The sequence below is a fragment of the Mucilaginibacter sp. UYCu711 genome, from assembly GCF_050433825.1.
Lineage (GTDB): Bacteria > Bacteroidota > Bacteroidia > Sphingobacteriales > Sphingobacteriaceae > Mucilaginibacter.
Genome location: NZ_JBNPWM010000001.1, coordinates 311,807 through 332,885, shown reverse-complemented (window position 1 = coordinate 332,885; position 21,079 = coordinate 311,807). Strand labels below are relative to the sequence as shown.

The following is a 21,079-nucleotide window of genomic DNA, read 5'->3' as shown; positions in this document are numbered from 1 at the left end:
TTTAGACGAAATTAACTGACAAATTATATGGCTAATGACACCGTAATTGCTGGCGAGCTTGCGCCTAAATCCCGATTTCCAAGAAGCGTCCCGTATATAATTGGGAATGAAGCTGCCGAGCGTTTCAGCTTTTACGGAATGCGTTCTATCCTGACACTTTTCCTGGTAAATCAATTTTTTAACCCCACCGGCAATGCGGCTTTAACCGAACAGGCAAATGCCCATGCCAATAAATTACATCACCTTTTTGTAATGGTGGCTTATGCTCTGCCATTTGTAGGCGGCATGATAGCAGATTGGTTTACCGGAAAATACAAGCTTATATTATATGTATCAATGATTTACTGTGTTGGGCATTTGCTGTTAGCAACATGTGACAGTGGCCTTAACGGCTTTGAAATAGGCTTGCTTGTTGTTGCTATTGGTGCTGGTGGTATTAAATCTTGCGTATCGGCTAACGTTGGTGATCAGTTTGATGCTACCAATCAAGATCTTCTTTCAAAAGTATACGGCTGGTTTTATTTCAGTATCAATGCGGGCTCTATGATCTCGACAGTTGCAATTCCGTGGACATACGACCACTTTGGACCAAGATGGGCATTCGGTATTCCCGGAATACTGATGGCGCTGGCTACCATAATATTCTTTTCGGGACGAAAAAAATATGTAAAAGTTCCCCCACAAGGGGTTAACCGCAATAACCTGGTCTTTATAACCTGGTATGCCCTAACTCACTTAAGCCTAAAAAAACCGGGGCAATCTATGCTAGATGTAGCTAAAGGCCCTTATGATTCTGAAAGGGTTGAAGGCGTGAAAGCCGTTTATCGTGTTATGTCGGTGTTCTTTTTCGCTCTTGCATTTTGGGCAGTATGGGATCAATGCTTATCTGAATGGACACTGTATGCTGATAAGATGGATCGTTCAATTAACCTTGGCTTCACCTCATTTACTGTTTTTCCTGGCCAGTTGTCAACCATGAACACCGTATTTCTACTACTGTTCATCCCTTTATTTAACTATGTGATATACCCATGGTTAGATAAACGGGGCCTCAAAACCACTCCGTTGCGAAGATTGGGCACCGGCTTAATTTTAACCGCTTTATCTTTCATTGTGATCGGGCTTGCACACCGCAGTATTGAACATGGTGGCACGCCATCCATGTGGTGGGAGATATTGGCATTTATGATACTTTCAGCCGCCGAAGTACTGGTATCTATAACCGGCCTGGAGTATGCATATACCCATTCGCCAAAATCGATGAAAAGTACTATGACGGGTATCTGGTTCCTGGTTGTATCATTTGGCAACCTGATAACTGCTTCGGTTAACGGACTTATAGAAGATGGCGGCTGGTGGGCGCGTAATCTTAAAGGTGCTAACTACGAGTGGTTCTTTGTGGCGTTCATTGGTGTGTTTATACTCGTGTTTCTTTTTGTATCGCCCAGATTAGCGGAACGGAATTATATTACCGACCCGTATGTGAGTGAAAACGAAGTAATTGCAGACACTACTAACTTATAATTAACAGGTATTTTATACAAAAGCAGCAACTAATTTATAGTTTGCTGCTTTTTTTATTTTTTATCCTTATTAAATCTTTTAATTTAGTGGTTCAATTTACCTTAAAGCCCCAATTCGTTAAGTGCCTGATAGCATAGTAATTATACCCACCTATAATGAAAAGGAAAACATTGAACGGATGATCCGTAAGGTATTTTCTTTACCATTTGATTTTCATGTGCTGGTCATTGATGACGGATCGCCGGACGGCACACAAATAATTGTCAAAAATTTACAGAACACTTACCCCGGTAAACTTTTTTTAATAGAACGCGCGGGTAAACAAGGGCTTGGCACTGCTTATATCCATGGATTTAGATGGTCAATAGAGCAACGGTATGACTACATTTTTGAAATGGATGCCGATTTTTCACACAACCCCGATGATCTGATCAGGTTAAGAACAGCTTGTGCTGAAGGTGCCGATGTGGCGGTAGGCTCGCGTTATATTAAAGGTGTTAACGTAGTAAACTGGCCCATGAGCCGTGTACTTATGAGTTATTTTGCGTCGGTATATGTGCGGTTTATTACCGGCGTAGACATCCAGGATTTTACAGCAGGCTTTATGTGCTATAAGCGCAAGGTTTTAGAAACTGTAGAACTGCATAAAATAAAATTTGTGGGTTATGCCTTCCAGATAGAAATGAAATACACCGCTGTTAAACATGGCTTTATCGTTACAGAGATCCCCATTATATTTACAGACCGTACAGCTGGTTCATCCAAAATGTCGAAAGGCATATTTAAAGAAGCCGTTCTTGGCGTATTGCGCATGCGTATAAACAGCATATTCCGTAAGTATCCTGAGGGATAACTAACCAGTGATTTGTGATTAGTTCCTTGTTCAAAACTAATCTCTATTCAATCAATCACTAATCCCCGTAAAATTTTTAATTTTACCCTAATGAATGAGCATCTTGATCCTGACGGCGAACGCCTATCCCCTGCCGAGCGTGACATTGAAAAAGTTTTACGTCCGCAGGCTTTCGAGGATTTTACCGGTCAGTTTAAAATATTAGAGAACTTAAGGATATTTGTACAGGCTGCCCGCCAGCGTGGCGAAGCGCTTGATCATGTTTTATTACATGGCCCCCCGGGATTAGGTAAAACCACGCTATCATATATCATTGCTAACGAAATGGGGGTTGGCATCAAGATAACATCGGGCCCGGTATTGGATAAACCTGGTGACCTTGCCGGCTTGCTTACCAATTTAGAAACCGGCGATATTTTATTTATTGACGAGATACACCGTTTAAGCCCGCTGGTCGAAGAGTATTTATATTCGGCAATGGAGGACTTTAAGATAGATATTATGCTGGAGAGCGGTCCTAATGCCCGTTCTGTCCAGATCTCGCTTAACCCCTTCACTCTTGTAGGTGCAACAACGCGCTCAGGATTGCTGACCGCACCTTTACGCGCCCGTTTTGGCATAAATTCAAGGTTAGAGTATTATGATGCCAAATTATTAACCACCATAGTACTACGCTCGGCATCCATACTAAAAACTCCAATAAGTGATGAAGGGGCTTACGAAATTGCGCGACGCAGCCGTGGCACCCCGCGTATAGCTAACGCCTTATTACGTCGTACCCGGGATTTCGCTCAAATAAAAGGTGATGGAAATATTGATACAGCTATTGCTAAATATGCGCTAAACGCCTTAAATGTTGATGAGCATGGTTTGGACGAAATGGATAACAAAATACTAACCACCATTATAGATAAGTTTAAAGGCGGCCCTGTTGGTTTAAAAACCATTGCTACCGCAGTTGGCGAAGACGAAGGAACCATTGAAGAAGTTTACGAACCCTTTTTAATACAGGAAGGCTTTTTAATGCGAACGGCCCGCGGCCGTGAGGCCACAGAGGCTGCTTACAGGCATTTGGGTAAAATAAAACTCGGCGGAAATACTTCCTTATTTTAAGTTTTTATTATTACTATTGCCGTCACAATTAAACGGTTAACACCAAGTTATAACCAATTATACCATAGTTACATAATATATAAATAACCCTTATGAAACGAATATTACTTTTTGCATTGTTATTAATATGCGGCAACTCTTTTGCACAGGTAGTTACCAGCGTAACCAGCCCGGTAGATTGGGTTAACCCGTTAATGGGTACCGATTCAAGGCCAGATCTATCAAACGGTAACACTTACCCTTGTACTGCTGTACCCTGGGGCATGAATTTCTGGACGCCGCAAACAGGCCCCAACGGCGATGGTTGGGCTTATACCTATGACGCGCACAAGATCCAGGGCTTTAAACAAACGCACCAGCCATCACCATGGATGGGGGATTATGGCCAGTTTTCTATCATGCCAATAAGCAAACACTTAAAGGTTACACAGGCTGCCCGCGCCAGCTGGTTCTCGCACAAAGCAGAGGTCTCTAAGCCATACTATTACAGCGCTTATCTGGCTGATCATGACATTATTACCGAGATCACCCCTACCGAACGTGCTGCACAATTTAAATTTACTTTCCCTAAAGCGGATAGCTCATTCATAGTTGTCGATGCTTTCACTAACGGATCGTATGTTAAAGTTATACCTGGCGAGAACAAAATTGTGGGTTACTCAACCCAGGCTGCCGGCCCGGCTTTAAAAAACTTCAAAAACTACTTTGTTATCTATGTTGATAAGGCATTTACCTTAACACGTACTTACAGTATAACTGATGCAACCCGTGGTAACAGGAGTGGCGAAGGCGCTCATCCTGAATCTGCCACCATATCTAACGGTTTAGAAACCAATGCTAAGCACGCTTTAGCTGCTATTGGCTTCTCAACCAAAACCGGCGAAGTAGTACACTTGCGTGTTGCTTCATCGTTCATCAGCTTAGAACAGGCAGAAACTAACCTAAAAAGGGAAATAGGCAGCGATAGCTTTGATGCTACTGCTGCAAAAGGCCGCGCTATCTGGAACAAAACATTAAGCCGCCTTTCCGTATCAGGTGGTACGGTTGATCAGACCCGCACTTTCTACTCAAGCCTTTACCGTATGTTGTTCTTCCCTCATAAAATGTATGAGTTGGATGCATCAAACAAAGTAGTACACTATAGCGCCCAAAACGGCGAAGTAATGCCGGGCTACAAATTTGCTGGTACAGGTTTCTGGGATACTTTTAGAGCATTATACCCATTCCTTAATCTGGTATATCCATCTATAGACAAAGAAATGCAGATGGGGTTGGCTAATGATTATAAAGAAGGCGGCTGGCTGCCGGAGTGGTCAAGCCCAGGCTATTCTGATTGTATGATCGGTAATAACTCTGCTTCTATCGTTGCCGATGCTTACTTAAAAGGCATCCGCGGACAAGACATAAATTCATTATGGGAAGCTGTAAAACATGGAGCCAATAATGAAGGCCCTAACGCTACCGGTCGTCGTGGTGTTGAGTACTACAACACTTTAGGATATGTACCTTACGATGTTAAGATCAACGAAAACGCCGCCCGTACCTTGGAGTATGCGTATGATGATTTCGCTATCTACCAGTTAGGCAAAGCATTAGGCAAACCTGCATCAGAAATAGATATCTACAAAAAACGCAGCTTAAACTATCGTAACTTATTCGACCCGTCAATTGGCTTAATGCGCGGTAAAAATAAGGACGGATCATGGGTAACTCCATTCAATCCGCTTAAATGGGGCGATGCCTTTACCGAAGGTAATGCATGGCACTATAGCTGGGCTGCCTTACATGATATCCAGGGTATGGTTAACTTATTAGGTGGTAAAGCACAGTTTGCTAACAAGCTTGATTCAATCTTCATCATCCCACCAGTATTTGATGATAGCTATTATGGCGGTGTTATCCATGAGATCCGCGAAATGCAGATTGTAAACATGGGCCAGTATGCACATGGCAACCAGCCTATCCAGCACATGTTATACCTGTACAACTTTGCTGGTCAGCCTTGGAAGTCACAAATGCATATCCGCGATGCGATGAAAAAATTATACAAAGCTACGCCTGATGGTTATTGCGGCGATGAAGATAACGGCCAAACATCAGCCTGGTATATCTTCTCATCAATGGGCTTTTACCCGGTATGCCCTACCAGTGGTCAGTATGTTTTAGGTACGCCATTATTTAAATCTTTAACCGTTTCGCTTGAGAACGGCAAAAAACTGGTTATTAACGCGCCAAACAACAGCGATGCTAACCAGTATGTATGGTCGTTAACATTTAATGGCAAGCCGTATGATTTGAACTATTTCAATCATACAGATCTGGTAAAAGGCGGAGTATTAAACTATGTGATGTCTGATAAACCAAATACACAAAGAGGGATTAAAGATTCAAGCGCACCTTATTCGCTTTCAAATGAAAAATAGAAAATCAACGCTATCGTTACTGGCGATATTCATGGCTTGTACAATTACTGTTAAAGCACAGGATACCCGCCTGCGTTTAGGTGTGTATGGTTTGAACCACGATCATATCCTTGGATTTTTCAGTCAGATGAAAAAAGGATCGGCTAATATTGTTGGTATATACGAGCCAAGCCGCCCGTTATGGGAGAAATACAAAAAACGTTTTAACCTGCCCGATTCATTGTATTTTGATGATGTAAACAAAATGATAAAGGCCCGCAAGCCCGAAGTTATGCTGGGTTATAACGCTGTTGGCAAGCACGTTGATATTGTTGAGGTTTGCGCACCTTTGCATATCCCGGTTATGGTTGAAAAGCCGTTAGCAGCAACACTGGTTCAGGCGAAGCGTATTGAAGCCTTATCGAAGAAATATAATGTTAAAGTATTGGTGAATTATGAAACCACGTGGTACCCATCGTTCCAATACATTTACAATGTTGTTAACCAGGACAGCATTGGTAAGATCCGTCGTATGGTAATTCGTGACGGACACCGCGGGCCAAAAGAAATTGGTTGCAGCCCCGAGTTTTTAGAGTGGTTAACAGACCCCGTTTTAAACGGAGCAGGTGCGCTTAACGATTTTGGCTGCTACGGTGCCGATCTGGCCACCTGGTTAATGCATGGCCAACGCCCAATAGCTATTACTGCTATTGCTAAACACTACAAACCTTCAGTTTATCCTAAAGTTGAGGATGATGCTACCATATTGGTTGAATACCCTAACGCCACTGCTTCTATAGAGGCATCATGGAACTGGGCGCTTAACTTAAAAGATATGGAAGTTTGGGGCGAACGTGGTGTTATACACGCTTTTGATGGTAAAAGCGTACAAACCCGGTATTCGGGTGTTAAAGAGAATAACTATAGCGCGGTTAGTATACCTAAAGCGCTGCAGGCACCTAACAACGACCCGTTAGTTTATTTAACTGCGGTATTGCGCGGCCAGATCTCCGGCGAAGGCGATCAGGCATCATTAGCTTACAATATGGTAGCTATGGAAATCCTTGACGGCGCCAAGCGCTCCATCGCCGAAGGAAAACGCATTGTTTTACAACCTTAATAAAACATTATCGGACTTACGGAGTTTAAAACTTCGTAAGTCCTTTTTTTAACTAATACTACCCCATTAAATGTCAAAATTATCTTTCTCCCTATTAGCTTTCCTTTTATTATTAAATGTTTCCGTTAATGCACAAACTAACCCTGCGGTTATAATGGCCCGTAAGCAGGTGCCTATATTGTGTTACCATCAAATAAGAGACTGGCGCCCTAAAGACTCCAAAAACGCCAAAGATTACATTGTACAAATTGCCGAGTTTAAGAAACACATCAAAATGCTGGCCGATAGCGGTTACCACACCATACTACCTGACCAGCTATATGCTTACCTTACAACCGGCGCCGCCTTGCCAAAGAAACCTATCATGCTTACTTTTGATGATACCGACGAGGACCAATACACCATCGCCGCGCCTGAATTAAAGAAGTATGGCTACAAAGCAGTGTATTTCGTAATGACCGTATCAATAGGCCGCCCGCATTATATGACTAAGGAGCAGGTTAAAGCCTTGTCAGACGCAGGTAACGTAATAGGCAGCCATACCTGGGATCACCACATGACCAGCAAATACAAACACAATCCTGATCCTAAAAAGGATGATTGGACCATACAGATTGACAAGCCAACCAAGAAACTGGAAGAGATAACCGGCAAGAAGATAACCTACTTCGCATATCCGTTTGGCATCTGGAACAAAACAGGTTTCCCTGAGCTGCATAAACGTGGTTTCAAGATAGCTTTCGCGCTGGCAGATAAACGCGATCCTAATGATCCGTTGATGTGTGTGAGAAGGATCTTAGACAGCGGTTACTGGACTGCAAAAACGCTGAGCAATAGCATCAGGAATAGCTTTTAACCCCCTAACCCCCTGAAGGGGGAACAAATATTTAATAACAAAGCCGCTTCAACTGGATTGAAGCGGCTTTGTTGTTTTGCAATTATCGTAATAAACAGGCTATTGATGATGGTGCGGTGTTTCATTCAAAAAAGTGAAACACTTGAAACACTCTTTTTACTTAACTATCTGAAAATAAATATTTTAATTTTTAGAGTGAAACAGTTTGCAACAGTACAAAAACTTTAAATAGGCAAACATAAACACCTTTTAATAAGACAGTTATCTGTTTTATTGAATTTCATAAGATACGGAGTGAAACACCCGAAGTGAAACAATTGAAGCACCCGACTAAATTTCAAATTTCATAATATAACGTTTCAAAAGCCCCCATTCAGAGGGCTGGGTGGCGAGCTACAGATTCTCTCCCTTCGGCCCCTGGCCTTTGTTGGAGTTGTCCTCATCCTCCTCTTTTATTGGTGTTGGATCGCCCATGTTATCGTCAGGCGTGGCTGGTCTGTCCACATCAGTATCTGCTTCGCTAAGCGGCGGTTCGGCTTTTTCCAATTCATTATCGCCGTCTTTATTGGTAACAGAATTATCGTCATTGGTTATTTGGTCGTCTATCGGGTCATTATATGCTGTATTTTCCATGGCTTTGTTAGTTTGTGTTTATTGACAACAGCTAATCAAAGGGTCTGTTTTTTATTTATGTTATCTTTGTGCTAATGCAACAAAACAAGTCGGCATATAGCGCGCTAATAAAGGAGGAAGCCCTGAAACTGGGTTTCTTGTTTTGCGGTATAGCTAAGGCTGAGTTTTTAGAGCAGGAAGCCCCGCGGCTTGAAACCTGGCTAAACAAAAACATGCATGGCGAAATGCGGTACATGGAGAACCATTTTGATAAACGCCTTGACCCCCGCCTGCTGGTTGATGGCGCCAGGTCGGTAATATCAATGGGGCTTAATTATTATACCGATAATAGCCAGGCTGATCTATCAGCCCCAAAAATATCCAAATACGCTTATGGGCAGGATTACCACACGGTAATTAAAGATAAGCTAAAACAACTGTTAGCTACCATAAACGAAAAGATTGGCGAAGTAGGCGGCCGTGCGTTTGTCGACTCGGCCCCGGTTTTGGATAAAGCGTGGGCAAAAAAGGCAGGCTTGGGCTGGATAGGTAAAAACACAAACTTGATCAACCAAAAAACAGGCTCATTCTTTTTTTTAGCAGAGCTGATTGTTGATATCGAGCTGGAGTATGACATCGAGCCAACTGCCGACCATTGCGGTACCTGCACCCGTTGCATTGATGCCTGCCCTACAGACGCCATTGTAGGCCCTTACGTGGTTGATGGCAGCCGTTGTATCTCTTACCTCACCATTGAGCTTAAAGACGAGCTACCGCCCGAATTTAAAGGCAAAATGGACAACTGGATGTTTGGCTGTGATATTTGCCAGGACGTTTGCCCCTGGAATAAATTTTCGGTGCTGCATAATGAACCTGCCTTTGATCCGCATCCCGAGTTATTAGGCTTAAATCACGCTGATCTGACAGAAATAACCGAGGATGTTTTTCAGAAAGTATTTAAGAACTCGGCAGTGAAGCGTACGAAGTTTGGTGGGTTGAAAAGGAATATTGAGTTCTTGCGAAACAGTGATCAGGGGTTAGAGATTGGTGATTAGGATTTTGTTTGTTCTAATTAACTAATCACTAACCTCTGATCTCCGATTATAATCCCTTCTTAAATTTATCTGCTAACAACTTCAACATATCCTCGTTAACCGGCACGGCCGGTTCTTCCTTCTTTTTAAAGGGCTTATTCTCGTACGGTTTGTTATATGCTTTTTGTTGTACCGATGGCTGTTGGGTCGGTTTGGATGCTTCGGCTTTGGTATCCTCTACAAAAAGTTTGGGTTGTACCGGTTTTGCCTGGCGCTCTGCCTGGCGTTTATCGTTCCAGCGTTTATAGATCTGCTCTAACTTACGTTTGGTGTAAAGCGGAAAATCGCCCTGCATCATCCATGAGTAATAGCTTGGCTCGGCATTAAATACATCTTCTACCCTTTTGCCTTTATGCTTACCGAAATTAAACACCTCTTCGCCTGCGTCATTAAAAGCCATGCGGCCTGCAAAATCAACCGGGCGATGTAAATTGGTAAACTTGTGTAATCCCTCTACGTGGTTTACTACAGGTATGCTTTTATTTCCTTTTTTATCTTCCCATTCCTGGTTCTCATAACGCGCTAACTGGGCCAGTAATACCTCCATGGTGGCGCGGGTATCAGCTTCGGCGCTATGGGCGTTTATGATATCCTTTTGGCAATAAAACTGGTAGGCGGCCTTTAAAGTACGCTGCTCCATCTGGTGGAATATATTCTGCACATCAACAAAATGGCGGTTATCCAGGTCGAACAAAACACCAACCCTTAAAAACTCCTCCATCAGCATGGGGATATCAAATTTATTGGAGTTAAAGCCGGCCAGGTCGCTATTATCTAAAAATTCTGAAACTAAAGGTGCTATTTCCTTAAAAGTAGGTTCGTTGGCTATATGCTCGTCATAAATACCGTGGATCAATGACGATTCTATCGGGATAGGCATCTCCGGGTGTACGCGCCAGGTTTTTACATCTTCGCTCCCATCAGGATGCAATTTAATTACCGAGATCTCAACAATACGATCAACACCAATATTTATGCCGGTAGCTTCAAGGTCAAAGAATGCCAAAGGGCGTTTTAAATTTAATTTCATATTATATGGTCAGCGTAATTAAGCTGCAAAAGTCCTAAAAAAAATCAGCACGGTAAACTATTTAAAAGTATTTAATATATCTGATAAATATTTTACCTTAACAGCATCAAACCGTTAATATCACATGAAGAAATTTTTACTCGTCAAACTATTTTTATTATCCTTATTTACAGCGGTCAACGCACAAAACTTCACGGTTGGATCGGTCGAACCGGAAGAGTTAGACATGAAATTTTACAAAAACGATAGGAACGCGCATGCTGTTATCTTAAAAGAATATGGAGAATCGTTTTTTTTTCCTTCCCTGAACGGTGTTATCGCTTTGGTACACGAATACCACGTTAAAATTAAAATTTTTGATAATGAAGGACTCAAATATGGTTCCGTGGAAATTCCGCTATCTAATACCGATGACATTTACGTAGCCGAAGAAGTTAATGACGTCGCTGGAATAACCACCTACAAAGATGATAAGGGCAGTGTACAGACCGAAGAATTCGACCCATATAAAATTCGTAATAACAGGCAAAATAAAAATCACAAAACGGTCAAATTTACCATGCCGGGGTTACGGCCCGGCTGCATAGTAGATTATACTTATCGTATAGTATCCCCATTTTTACAAAATTACCATACATGGTTGTTCCAGGGCGAAATCCCTAAGATCATATCGACCTATGACACCAGGGTGCCTGCTTTTTGGTCGTATAAAATTATGCTGAGGGGGAATCTTAAATTAACCCGTAATTCGACAAGCATAGCTACTGGATGTTTTCTTCTTGGATCTCAAAAAATTGACTGCGCTTATGCTTTGTATGAGATGACCGATATACCGGCTTTTGTTAAAGAAGATTATATGAGCACACCAAAAAACTTCATGGCTGGGGTATACTTTGAGCAATCGCAATACACCTCGTTATTCTCCGACAAACGTGTAGATGTGAATTTTAAGTGGGAGGAGGTTGATAAATTTTTTCAGCTTGATCCTAATTTAGGGGCTCTTTTAAAAAAGCTGGATTTTTTAAAAGCAAGGCTGACGCCTGTTATTGTTGGAATTACAGATCCATACGAGCAGGCAAGAGCCGTGTATAAATACATCCAAAGATCTGTAAAATGGGATAGCATTTTTGCATTGCGCAGTGATAACATCCGTAAGGCTTTAGATAACAAACGTGCCAGTGATTCGGGTGATATTAATTTATTATTAGTAGCCGCGTTAAAAGCGGCGGGATTAAATAGTTGCGCAGTGATATTGTCAACCCGTGACCATGGGGCAATCAATAGCCAGCTCCCAAGCACTACGGCGTTTAACTACCTGGTTGCGCAAGTTGATCTGGGCGACAGGGTGTACTTGTTAGACGCTACAGACCCACTGCTTCCATTTGGTATATTGCCCCTGCGTTGCCTTAATGATAATGGCCGAGTATTAAGTGCTGATAAACCGGCACATTGGACAGATTTAACTGCCTATCAAAACCAGAGCAGTACCTACTTATTTAATTTAAAGCAGGATGATAACGGCAAACTTAAAGGCACGTTAACAACCCGCTTCCCTGGCTATGCCGGGTACGAAAAACGAGCGCTTATTAAAAAATATGGCGATACAAAAAAATATATTGACAGCCTTGAGGAAAGCCTGCCGGGATTAAAAATTTCCCGGTCAGCGATCAATAACCTGGATAGTCTTGATATGCCGGTTTCAGAAGACTTTGATATCGAAGTAGATACCAAGGAAAACGGCGATGTAATAAGCTTTAATCCATATTTAATTAATCATATAATTACAAACCCGTTTAAGGCAGAGAGCCGCCGTTACCCGGTAGATTTTGTAATGCCGTCTGACTTAAAGATCATCCTTAATATATCCTTATCAGACAACTATACGATTGCAAATAGCCCGGCAAGTGCCGGCGTATCATTGCCCGATCAAGGGGGGCGCTTTTCTACAACTTTTCAACCTGCCGATAACGCTCTTGCAGTAACCAATACTTTGTCATAAAAAAACCAACGTACCTGGCCGCTGAGTATCAATCGTTAAAAGAGTTTTATGACAGTATCATGGTACAGCAGAAATCTGAGATTATTTTAAAAAAGAAACAGTAGTTACATTAGTAAAAATAATTTAATACCGCCCAATTATCAAATATAAGATGAACAAATTTCTACTCGTTAATTTAGTCTTTTTGTCACTATTTACAGCTCTAAATGCTCAGGATTTCTCTTTCGGTACAGTTGACCAGGCCGAATTAAATATGCCGAGATACAAAAACGACGAGGCGGCACATGCTGTTTTTTTAAACGAATATGGCGAGGCCAGCATATTTTCGGGGTCGTTGGGCCGTATAACCTTACGCTATACCTATCACGCCAGGATCAAGATATTTGATAACGATGGCATTAAGTACGGTACTGTTACCATCCCTATTTACAATAGCGATAATAGAGATGAAGCCTATGAAAATGTAGATGAAATAAAGGGCATAACCATATATAAAGACGATAACGGCCAGGTTAAGACGCAAGAATTAGATCTGAAAAAAGTTTATACCACCCGCGAAAACAAAAACTACCAAACTGTAAAGTTTGCTTTACCTGCCCTGCGCGATGGCTGTATAATTGAATACACCTATAGGTTTGACACCCCCTGGTTTGATAATTTCCACGAGTGGCGCTTCCAGGGCGATATACCAAAGGTGCGCTCAAAGTACGAGCCCCATATACCCGCCTTCTGGACTTACAACGCAGTGTTAAAGGGCAGCCAAAAGTTAACCAAAAACACCTCAGAGCGCGAGGTTCAATGCTTTGTGTTTGGCGCGACGAAAGGTGATTGCCTGCATTCCACTTACGAAATGGATAACATCCCCGCATTTGTCACCGAAGACTATATGACGGCCCCTAAAAACTTTATGTCGGCCATATATTTTGAGCTTTCGGAATACACACACCCTTATACCGGCGATCATAAAAAGGTGACCGTACAATGGAAAGACGTTGAGAACCAGCTAAAAAAAGAAGATTATTTCGGCGTACAGCTTAGGAAGAAAGATCTGCTGAAAGACAAGATCACTCCGGTAATTGCACATATACCAGATCCGTTAGCTAAAGCTAAAGCCATTTACAACTATATTAAGCAAAATATAAAATGGACAAACGCCGGCGGCATTTATAGCCCGGATATCCGTGCCGCGTTGGACAAGCATTACGGTTCGGTCGCGGATATTAACCTATCCTTAGTATCAGCATTAAATGCGGCAGGTTTTACTGCCGACGCCGTATTACTATCAACCCGCGACAACGGGATGGTAAACAAGTTATACCCGGTTATTAAAGAGTTTAATTACGTTATTGCGCGGGTTACTATAGCAGATAAAACCTACTTGCTTGACGCTACCGATGCCATGTTATCCTTCGGGATGTTGCCAATGCGTTGCCTCAATGATAAAGGCAGGGCAATAAGTATGGATAAACCGTCAGAATGGGTTGATCTGCTGGCTAATCAAAATCAAAACAACACTTATTTATTTAACCTCACCTTACAGGATAACGGTAAGTTAAAAGGCTCGTTAATTAACAGATCATCCGGCTATGCCGCGTATGAGAAACGTAAGGCTATTAAAAAGTTTAATACCGTGCAGGAATACGTTGAGAACCTGGACGAAAAATTAACGAGGGTTAAGATCATAAAGTCTAACATAACAAACATTGATAGCCTTGACTTGCCGGTAGTTGAGAATTACGAAGTTGAGTTAGAGGGATATGATAACCTTAATCATTCAAGCTTAAGCTTTAACCCATACTTATTTAACAGAGTGGTAACCAATCCGTTTAAACTGTCCGACCGCACCTACCCGGTAGATTGGGGGATGCCGTCGGACACGAAATTTGTGTTGAACATGATATTGCCGGATGGATACACCATAGAAAATGAGCCCAAACCCGAGTCGATATCCTTGCCAAACGATGGCGGCAGGTTTGTAGTGATGTACCAGCCAAATGGTAATTCATTTTCGTTCTCCAATATTATTTCGTTTAAAAAACCTGTTTATTCGAGTGACGAATATCAGTCTTTAAAAGAGCTGTACAACAAAATAATACTGGAAGAGAAATCAGAAATGATCTTTAAGAAAAAGATATAATATCTTAATTTATGAGAATACCCCTGCTAACATTTTTCCTGCTTGTGATAGCCAATAATATAGCTATGGCGCAGGAGAATTATAGCGCAGCTTCTATTTCAAAAAATTTATTGCCGTATGCCAGTAGCATCGTACGTAACAAAGAAGAAACTATCGAAGTGAAATCCTTAGATAATACTATTTACCATATAAAAGCTGCTATAACTGTTTTAAATAAAAACGGAAACGACCTGGCACATATTTTTATCTGGCACGATAAAAGCATTACCATTAAATACGCCAAAGGGGTTATTTATGATGAGTGGGGGAAAAAGATCAGTAAGTTCTCTGACAGTGATTTTGAAGATGTGAGTGCTGCCAACAATTTCTCGTTGTTTGAAGATTCGCGTGTATCGCATTTCATACCTTCTGTTGTAAATTATCCATATACGATTGAGTACGAGTACGAGGTACGGATGAAGCAATCTCTTAATTTCCCAAACTGGCACCCTAACCCGGGCACCGGTGTGGCTATCGAAAAAAGTTCATACACGTTTATATGCAAGCCCGGTTTTAATATTCGGTATAAGGAGACCAACCTGCCTGCAAAGGCAACCATCAGCAATAATGGTAGTGTAAATACCTATAGCTGGTCAATAAGTAATGTTAAGGCATTTAAGGACGAGCCCTATAGTCCAAACGCTTATACCTATGCCAGCAGCGTTAAAATAGCACCCGAAAAATTCTCATACCAGGGCATAGATGGCTCGTTTACCAACTGGAACGAGCTGGGTAAATGGTTTTATGATAAGTTATTGATTAGCAGAGATCAGCTGCCTGAACAAACCAAATCCTATATAAAAGAGCTTACCAAAGACATTGCCGACCCAAAGCTGAAAGCAAAAAAGATTTACGAGTACATGCAGCAAAAAACGCATTACATAAGCATACAGATAGGCATAGGCGGCTACCAACCGTTTAAAGCTGAGGATGTTGACAAACTAAACTACGGCGATTGCAAAGCCCTTGTTAACTATACACAGGCCCTGCTTAAAGTTGCGGACATACCATCTTACTACTGCATGGTTGAGGCGGGCGGCAACAAAACCAGTATGCTAACCGATTTTACCAGTATGGATCAGGGTAACCACGTTATTTTATGTATCCCGTTTAAAAATGATACTACGTGGTTAGAGTGTACCAGTCAAAAAATACCTTTTGGCTTTTTAGGCGATTTTACAGACGACCGTATAGTAATTGCGTGCACACCAGAGGGTGGAAAACTAATGCATACACCAAAGTATTCGGCGCAAACTAACCTGGAGCAACGCAGAAGTAATTTCACACTCAATGAAAAAGGCGAGTTAACAGGCGATATGGAAACGGTATTTAAAGGGATCCAATATGATAGCCGGGAATCGTTGATATATACTTCAAAAATCGAAAAGATAAAAGCATTAAACAACCTTTACCCTATTAACAATCTTGAAGTTGAAAGCATCAGCTTTAAACAGGATAAATCCAGCCAGCCCGCAACTACCGAATATTTGAAACTTTCGGCACGCGACTATGCGTCGGGCGATGCAAATAAGTTATACTTCCAGGTAAACTCGGTAAACCGCGCCGGGCATACCCCACGCGAGGTGAGCAACCGGCAAACCAATTTTTATATAAACGAAGGGTTTACTGATGACGATGAAATAAACTATACCATACCTGCCGGCTATCACTTAGAAAAGATACCGCTTAACGTAAACATCAACAAGCCGTTTGGAAATTACTCGGCAAGGATAAGCTTAAAGGGCGACAAGCTGGTATACAGCCGTAAAATGCAGCTGATTGATGGCACCTACGATAAAACCACTTATCAGGATTTTGTAGATTTTTACCAGAAAGTGGTTGACGCGGATAACTATAGCATAACGCTGGTAAAAGGCAATTAACTAAATATCCAGATCCCTAAGATTATTCCGAGTATCATTATTACGTATAACAGTATTTCGTTCCCTGCAAAACGTTTGTACTTTGTCCAGAATGAATAATCTTGCTTTGCCATATTGATTACAAAAATATTGAATTATATTTAGCTATGGATATAAAAGAGGAAGAAGAAATAAAGAAGGAGTTTCAACTTGAGCGGGTAGTTTTATTTACCGATGCTGTATTTGCCATTATTCTAACTATAATGGTGTTAGAATTAAAGCTACCGGAAGCGATAAACAAACTTGGTGATAAAGAAATCCACGATGCTTTTAAAGAACTGATATTAAAGTTTTTTGGCTACGTAATAACCTTTGGATTAGTAGCTAGGTTTTGGGTAGCTCATTTAAAGCTATTTAGATATTTAAAGGATTATGATCAAAAGTTATTAGGCCTTAATCTCCTCTTTCTTTTTACGGTAACCTTGTTCCCCTTTGCAGTTTCTTTAATTACGCGCAAAACAAACCCGGAGACACAGTTAGAAATATATAATTTGACCTGGTTAATTTATGTCGCGGTTTTGTTTTCTACCATATTTACGCAATCATTGATATCCCGTTATTTATTAAAGAACAGGGATAAATTATGTATTAACGCAGTCGACTTAGAAACAAATTTTGAATGGAAAATAGGCCGGGTAAATCTTTTTTTAATCCCGGCTTTAATGGCGGTTTTAATAGCATTAACTTTTTTAAACCTCCCCTATTACGTACCTGTATATGTGGTGGCGGTGTATGGGATAGTCATTTCACAAGTGAAGAAAAAATATTATCCTGCCGGTGATAAGGGCCCGCTAATAGCACAACTGTACCGATACGTAAAAGCTAAACGCAAAAAGCAGGTTATAACTAAAACCTAATAATGTCGCTATTCACTTTTTAAAGCCGAAACCGTTGTATCTGTGATTATAGACCCCGCCCTTGAGAAGTATTTATACATAAAACCATGCAAAGGCACTACAATTACACCTTTAGTAGAGCTGGCGTGTACGATATAGCCGTTTTGCAGGTACACGCCTACATGGCTGAACTGTTTTCCGTCAAAGTCAAAAAATACCAGGTCGCCTTCTTTTAGTTCCTCCTCATATTTACGTTTAATAACTGCAACTTGCTGGTAGGTAATGCGTGGCAGGTTAATACCATATACCTGCTGCTCCAATAATAAAGTAAGGCCCGAGCAGTCTACACCGTCTTTGTCTAATCCGCCAAATTTATAGGGAACACCGGTCCATAATTCAATAAAATTATAAAGGCGGCCGTTTTTGATATCGCTTTCCTTAACTCCCATTATAGCGGCATATTTTTCGGCAATGCTGGGTTGTGGCTTTACTATTTCGCCTGCCTCGCCTTTTAGCGCAGCCTTTTTACTATGGCAAGCCGATAGCATAACTACAAAAGCACAACAAAGTAAAGCGTAACGGTTCAACTTCATCCCATAAAAGTAAAAGGAAAGGTTAAAAAAGGTAGACGGATGTTTTTAACATATTAACATAGATATTAAACAGGTGTCACCCTGAGGCACTCGAAGAGTGAGCGTAAAGGCCCTCCCGCATGCTTCGAGAGCCTAAGACACCTATCTCTTTACCCCTTTATAACCCGCTGGATCTCATCCAGCTTCATCAGCGCCTCAACAGGGGTCAAGGTATTAACATCAAGATTATTCAGGGTATCGCGGATCTTTACCAGTACAGGATCGTCGATACTGAACATCTGCATCTGCACGGCCTGCTTCTGCACTTTACGGATGCTTTCTTTAATATGTTCGCCGCCGGTACGCTCGTTCTCCAGCTTCTTCAATATCTCGTTGGCGCGGCTTAATACCTTTTGCGGCATACCGGCCAGTTTAGCAACGTGGATCCCGAAGCTATGCTCGCTGCCACCGGGCACCAGCTTGCGCAGGAAGATGATCTGGTGACCTATCTCCTTAACGGTTACATTATAGTTTTTAATACGGTTAAAGGTATTGCTTAACTCATTTAACTCGTGGTAGTGGGTCGCGAATAATGTTTTGGCTTTCGCCGATGGATGATTATGCAAATATTCGGCAATGGACCAGGCTATGGAGATCCCGTCATAAGTTGAGGTACCACGGCCTATCTCATCCAATAATATCAGGCTCCGGTCTGACACATTATTCAGGATACTGGCCGTTTCATTCATCTCCACCATAAAGGTCGATTCGCCTGATGACAGGTTATCAGATGCCCCTACCCTGGTAAAGATCTTATCAACCAACCCTAATGAAGCTGATTTTGCCGGCACAAAACACCCCATCTGCGCCATTAATACAATCAGGCCCGTCTGCCTTAACAAAGCCGACTTACCCGCCATGTTTGGACCGGTAATAATAATGATCTGCTGCGTTTCAGAATCAAGGAACACATCATTGGTGATATACTCTTCGCCTTGCGGTAGCGTCTTTTCAATAACCGGGTGGCGGCCGCCTTTAATATCAATCACCTTACTATCATTCATCTGCGGCTTAACGTAGTAGTTTTTGATAGCTATGGTGGCAAAGTTTAACAGCACATCCAGCCTTGCAATTAACTGCGCGTTTAGCTGGATAGGTTTAATGTATTCAGCCAGCGCGTATAGCAGGTCGTTATAAAGTTTGGTTTCAAGCGCCAGGATTTTTTCTTCGGCGCCTAATATTTGTTCTTCGTATTCCTTTAGTTCGGGGGTGATGTAACGCTCGGCATTTACAAGGGTTTGCTTGCGGATCCAATCGGCAGGCACCCTTTCCTTATGCGTATGGGTAACTTCCAGATAGTAGCCAAATACGTTATTGAACGACACTTTTAACGACGGTATGCCCGTGCTCTCCGCTTCGCGTTTTTGGATCTCTAATAAATATCCCTTGCCTCCAAACGCTATTTTCCGCAACCTGTCCAATTCCTCATTTATCCCATCATTCATCACCGAACCTTTTACCAGCATAACCGGTGGCTCGGGATGCAGTTCTTTGGCTATCTTATCGCTGATGAGTGCACAGGGATTAAGCTGCTCGCCTATCGCTTTTAATGGCAGACTGATGGATTGCTCACAAAGTTTTTTGATCGTTTCGATAGCCAGCAACGCTTTCTTTAACTGGCAAACCTCGCGCGGGTTGGCTTTTTGCAGGCCAATTTTTGATATCAGCCGTTCCAGGTCGCCTATCTGGCGAATGTACTGTTGCAGCTCCTCGCGCAGTTGTTCCTCGCCTATCAGGTATTCAACCACGCCAAGGCGGTCGTTAATGGGTTTAAGCTCTTTAAGCGGCATCACTATCCAGCGGCGCAATAGCCTTGCCCCCATTGGCGAGCAGGTATGGTCGAGCACATCCACTAAGGTCCGCGCGTTCTCATTGGCCGAACCGATCAGCTCCAGGTTACGGATACTGAACCTGTCCAGCCACAAGTACCTATCCTCTTCTATCCGGCCAATGGCCGAGATATGCTGCAGGTTACGGTGCTCGGTCTCATTCAGGTAATGTAAGGCCACACCCGCGGCCACAATGCCCAGGTTTAGCTTATCTATACCAAACCCTTTTAATGATTTGACACCGAAGTGCTTTAACAAGGTTTCGTGCGCGTAATCGCCGCTATAGGGCCATTCATCAAGCGTATAGGTGTAATACCTGTCGCTGTAATTCTCTTTAAAGTCCGCTTGCTTGCTTTTTTGGTAGATAACCTCGCTTGGGTTAAAGCCCTGCAATAGTTTATCGATATAATCGCTGTTACCCTGCGCGGCCCAAAATTCGCCGGTCGAGATATCAATCAGGGCAATACCTATACTGTTCTTCTCGAAGTACAGCGATGCCAGGTAGTTGTTACTTTTTTGATTAAGGATACCATCGTTAATAGCGACGCCGGGTGTAACCAGTTCGGTAACACCGCGTTTTACAATGGTTTTAGTGGTTTTCGGGTCCTCCAGCTGGTCGCATATAGCTACGCGCTGACCGGCACGCACCAGCTTTGGCAGGTAGGTATCCAGCGAGTGGTGCGGGAAACCTGCCAGCTCGATAAACGTGGCGGCACCGTTACCACGGCGGGTAAGGGTAATGCCCAAAATGCCGGCTGCCTTGATGGCGTCTTCGCCAAACGTTTCGTAAAAATCGCCTACGCGAAACAGCAGCAAAGCACCGGGGTACTTTGTTTTAATTGCATTATACTGCTGCATTAAGGGTGTTTCCTTAGTTGCGTCTTTAGCCAAGCGATCTATTCTTTTTTAAGTAATTGGTAAAGTTAATGCAATGATTGGGCTTTATGTGGATTGTTGAAAATTCGGCAGGTTGTGGATAGACTGCCTGTTCTGTTTCACGCGAATGTGAAACAAATGAAACACGTGAAACACGATTTCGACTTAAATAATTGACAGTAAACAGCTTACAAAAAACGAGTGA

The 21,079-nt window shown here is 42.2% G+C and carries 15 protein-coding genes; 11 read left to right on the top strand and 4 right to left on the bottom strand.

Annotated elements, in window-relative coordinates; all coding sequences use genetic code 11:
- Positions 1–27 precede the first annotated feature (27 nt).
- From ABIB50_RS01590 to ABIB50_RS01565, 6 genes are all read left to right on the top strand, one after another.
- Positions 28–1,524, top strand: coding sequence for an MFS transporter (locus tag ABIB50_RS01590; protein ID WP_429376674.1), 1,497 nt, complete (start codon positions 28–30; stop codon positions 1,522–1,524).
- A gap of 121 nt (positions 1,525–1,645) precedes the next feature.
- A complete protein-coding gene (locus tag ABIB50_RS01585) occupies positions 1,646–2,377 on the top strand; it encodes a polyprenol monophosphomannose synthase (protein WP_429376673.1) in 732 nt (243 codons plus the stop codon).
- Between the two features lie 90 nt (positions 2,378–2,467).
- Entirely contained in the window at positions 2,468–3,490 is a 1,023-nt protein-coding gene (gene ruvB / locus ABIB50_RS01580; RefSeq protein ID WP_429376671.1) for a Holliday junction branch migration DNA helicase RuvB, read from the top strand.
- A 92-nt stretch (positions 3,491–3,582) separates the two neighbouring features.
- Positions 3,583–5,913 (top strand): GH92 family glycosyl hydrolase, encoded by a 2,331-nt coding sequence (locus tag ABIB50_RS01575; protein ID WP_429376669.1) that lies wholly within the window; start codon positions 3,583–3,585, stop codon positions 5,911–5,913.
- On the top strand, positions 5,903–7,012 hold the full coding sequence (locus ABIB50_RS01570; RefSeq protein ID WP_429376667.1) for a Gfo/Idh/MocA family protein: 1,110 nt from the start codon (positions 5,903–5,905) through the stop codon (positions 7,010–7,012). Before ABIB50_RS01575 ends, ABIB50_RS01570 begins: the two co-directional genes overlap by 11 nt.
- 70 nt (positions 7,013–7,082) lie before the next feature.
- A complete protein-coding gene (locus ABIB50_RS01565) occupies positions 7,083–7,868 on the top strand; it encodes a polysaccharide deacetylase family protein (RefSeq protein WP_429376665.1) in 786 nt (261 codons plus the stop codon).
- A 393-nt stretch (positions 7,869–8,261) separates the two neighbouring features.
- Here the strand turns inward: ABIB50_RS01565 and ABIB50_RS01560 are convergent, their stop codons facing one another.
- Positions 8,262–8,501 (bottom strand): hypothetical protein, encoded by a 240-nt coding sequence (locus tag ABIB50_RS01560; protein ID WP_429376664.1) that lies wholly within the window; start codon positions 8,499–8,501, stop codon positions 8,262–8,264.
- Between the two features lie 74 nt (positions 8,502–8,575).
- On the opposite strand from ABIB50_RS01560, the gene queG reads away from it, so the two are divergent.
- The gene (gene queG, locus ABIB50_RS01555) at positions 8,576–9,535 is read left to right on the top strand and encodes a tRNA epoxyqueuosine(34) reductase QueG (protein ID WP_429376663.1); all 960 of its coding nucleotides are present in this window, start codon (positions 8,576–8,578) and stop codon (positions 9,533–9,535) included.
- A gap of 46 nt (positions 9,536–9,581) precedes the next feature.
- Here queG and ABIB50_RS01550 read toward each other — a convergent pair whose 3' ends face one another.
- Complete coding sequence (locus ABIB50_RS01550) at positions 9,582–10,604, bottom strand: exonuclease domain-containing protein (RefSeq protein WP_429376661.1); 1,023 nt, start codon at positions 10,602–10,604, stop codon at positions 9,582–9,584.
- Positions 10,605–10,728: 124 nt separating this feature from the next.
- Here ABIB50_RS01550 and ABIB50_RS01545 point away from each other — a divergent pair, with 124 nt between their 5' ends.
- The 4 genes from ABIB50_RS01545 to ABIB50_RS01530 all read left to right on the top strand — a co-directional run bounded on the left by ABIB50_RS01545 (position 10,729) and on the right by ABIB50_RS01530 (position 17,558).
- Positions 10,729–12,603, top strand: a complete 1,875-nt coding sequence (locus ABIB50_RS01545) for a DUF3857 domain-containing protein (protein WP_429376659.1) — start codon at positions 10,729–10,731, stop codon at positions 12,601–12,603.
- Between the two features lie 184 nt (positions 12,604–12,787).
- Entirely contained in the window at positions 12,788–14,740 is a 1,953-nt protein-coding gene (locus ABIB50_RS01540; RefSeq protein ID WP_429376657.1) for a DUF3857 domain-containing protein, read from the top strand.
- Between the two features lie 11 nt (positions 14,741–14,751).
- The gene (locus ABIB50_RS01535) at positions 14,752–16,662 is read left to right on the top strand and encodes a DUF3857 domain-containing protein (RefSeq protein ID WP_429376655.1); all 1,911 of its coding nucleotides are present in this window, start codon (positions 14,752–14,754) and stop codon (positions 16,660–16,662) included.
- Between the two features lie 146 nt (positions 16,663–16,808).
- Positions 16,809–17,558 carry a TMEM175 family protein gene (locus ABIB50_RS01530; protein WP_429376654.1) on the top strand — a complete coding sequence of 250 codons (750 nt, stop codon included), beginning with the start codon at positions 16,809–16,811 and terminating at the stop codon, positions 17,556–17,558.
- Positions 17,559–17,566: 8 nt separating this feature from the next.
- On the opposite strand, the gene ABIB50_RS01525 is transcribed toward ABIB50_RS01530, so the two are convergent.
- Positions 17,567–18,130, bottom strand: a complete 564-nt coding sequence (locus tag ABIB50_RS01525) for a C40 family peptidase (RefSeq protein ID WP_429376652.1) — start codon at positions 18,128–18,130, stop codon at positions 17,567–17,569.
- A 149-nt stretch (positions 18,131–18,279) separates the two neighbouring features.
- The gene (mutS, locus tag ABIB50_RS01520; RefSeq protein ID WP_429376651.1) at positions 18,280–20,889 is read right to left on the bottom strand and encodes a DNA mismatch repair protein MutS; all 2,610 of its coding nucleotides are present in this window, start codon (positions 20,887–20,889) and stop codon (positions 18,280–18,282) included.
- Positions 20,890–21,079: the final 190 nt, after the last annotated feature.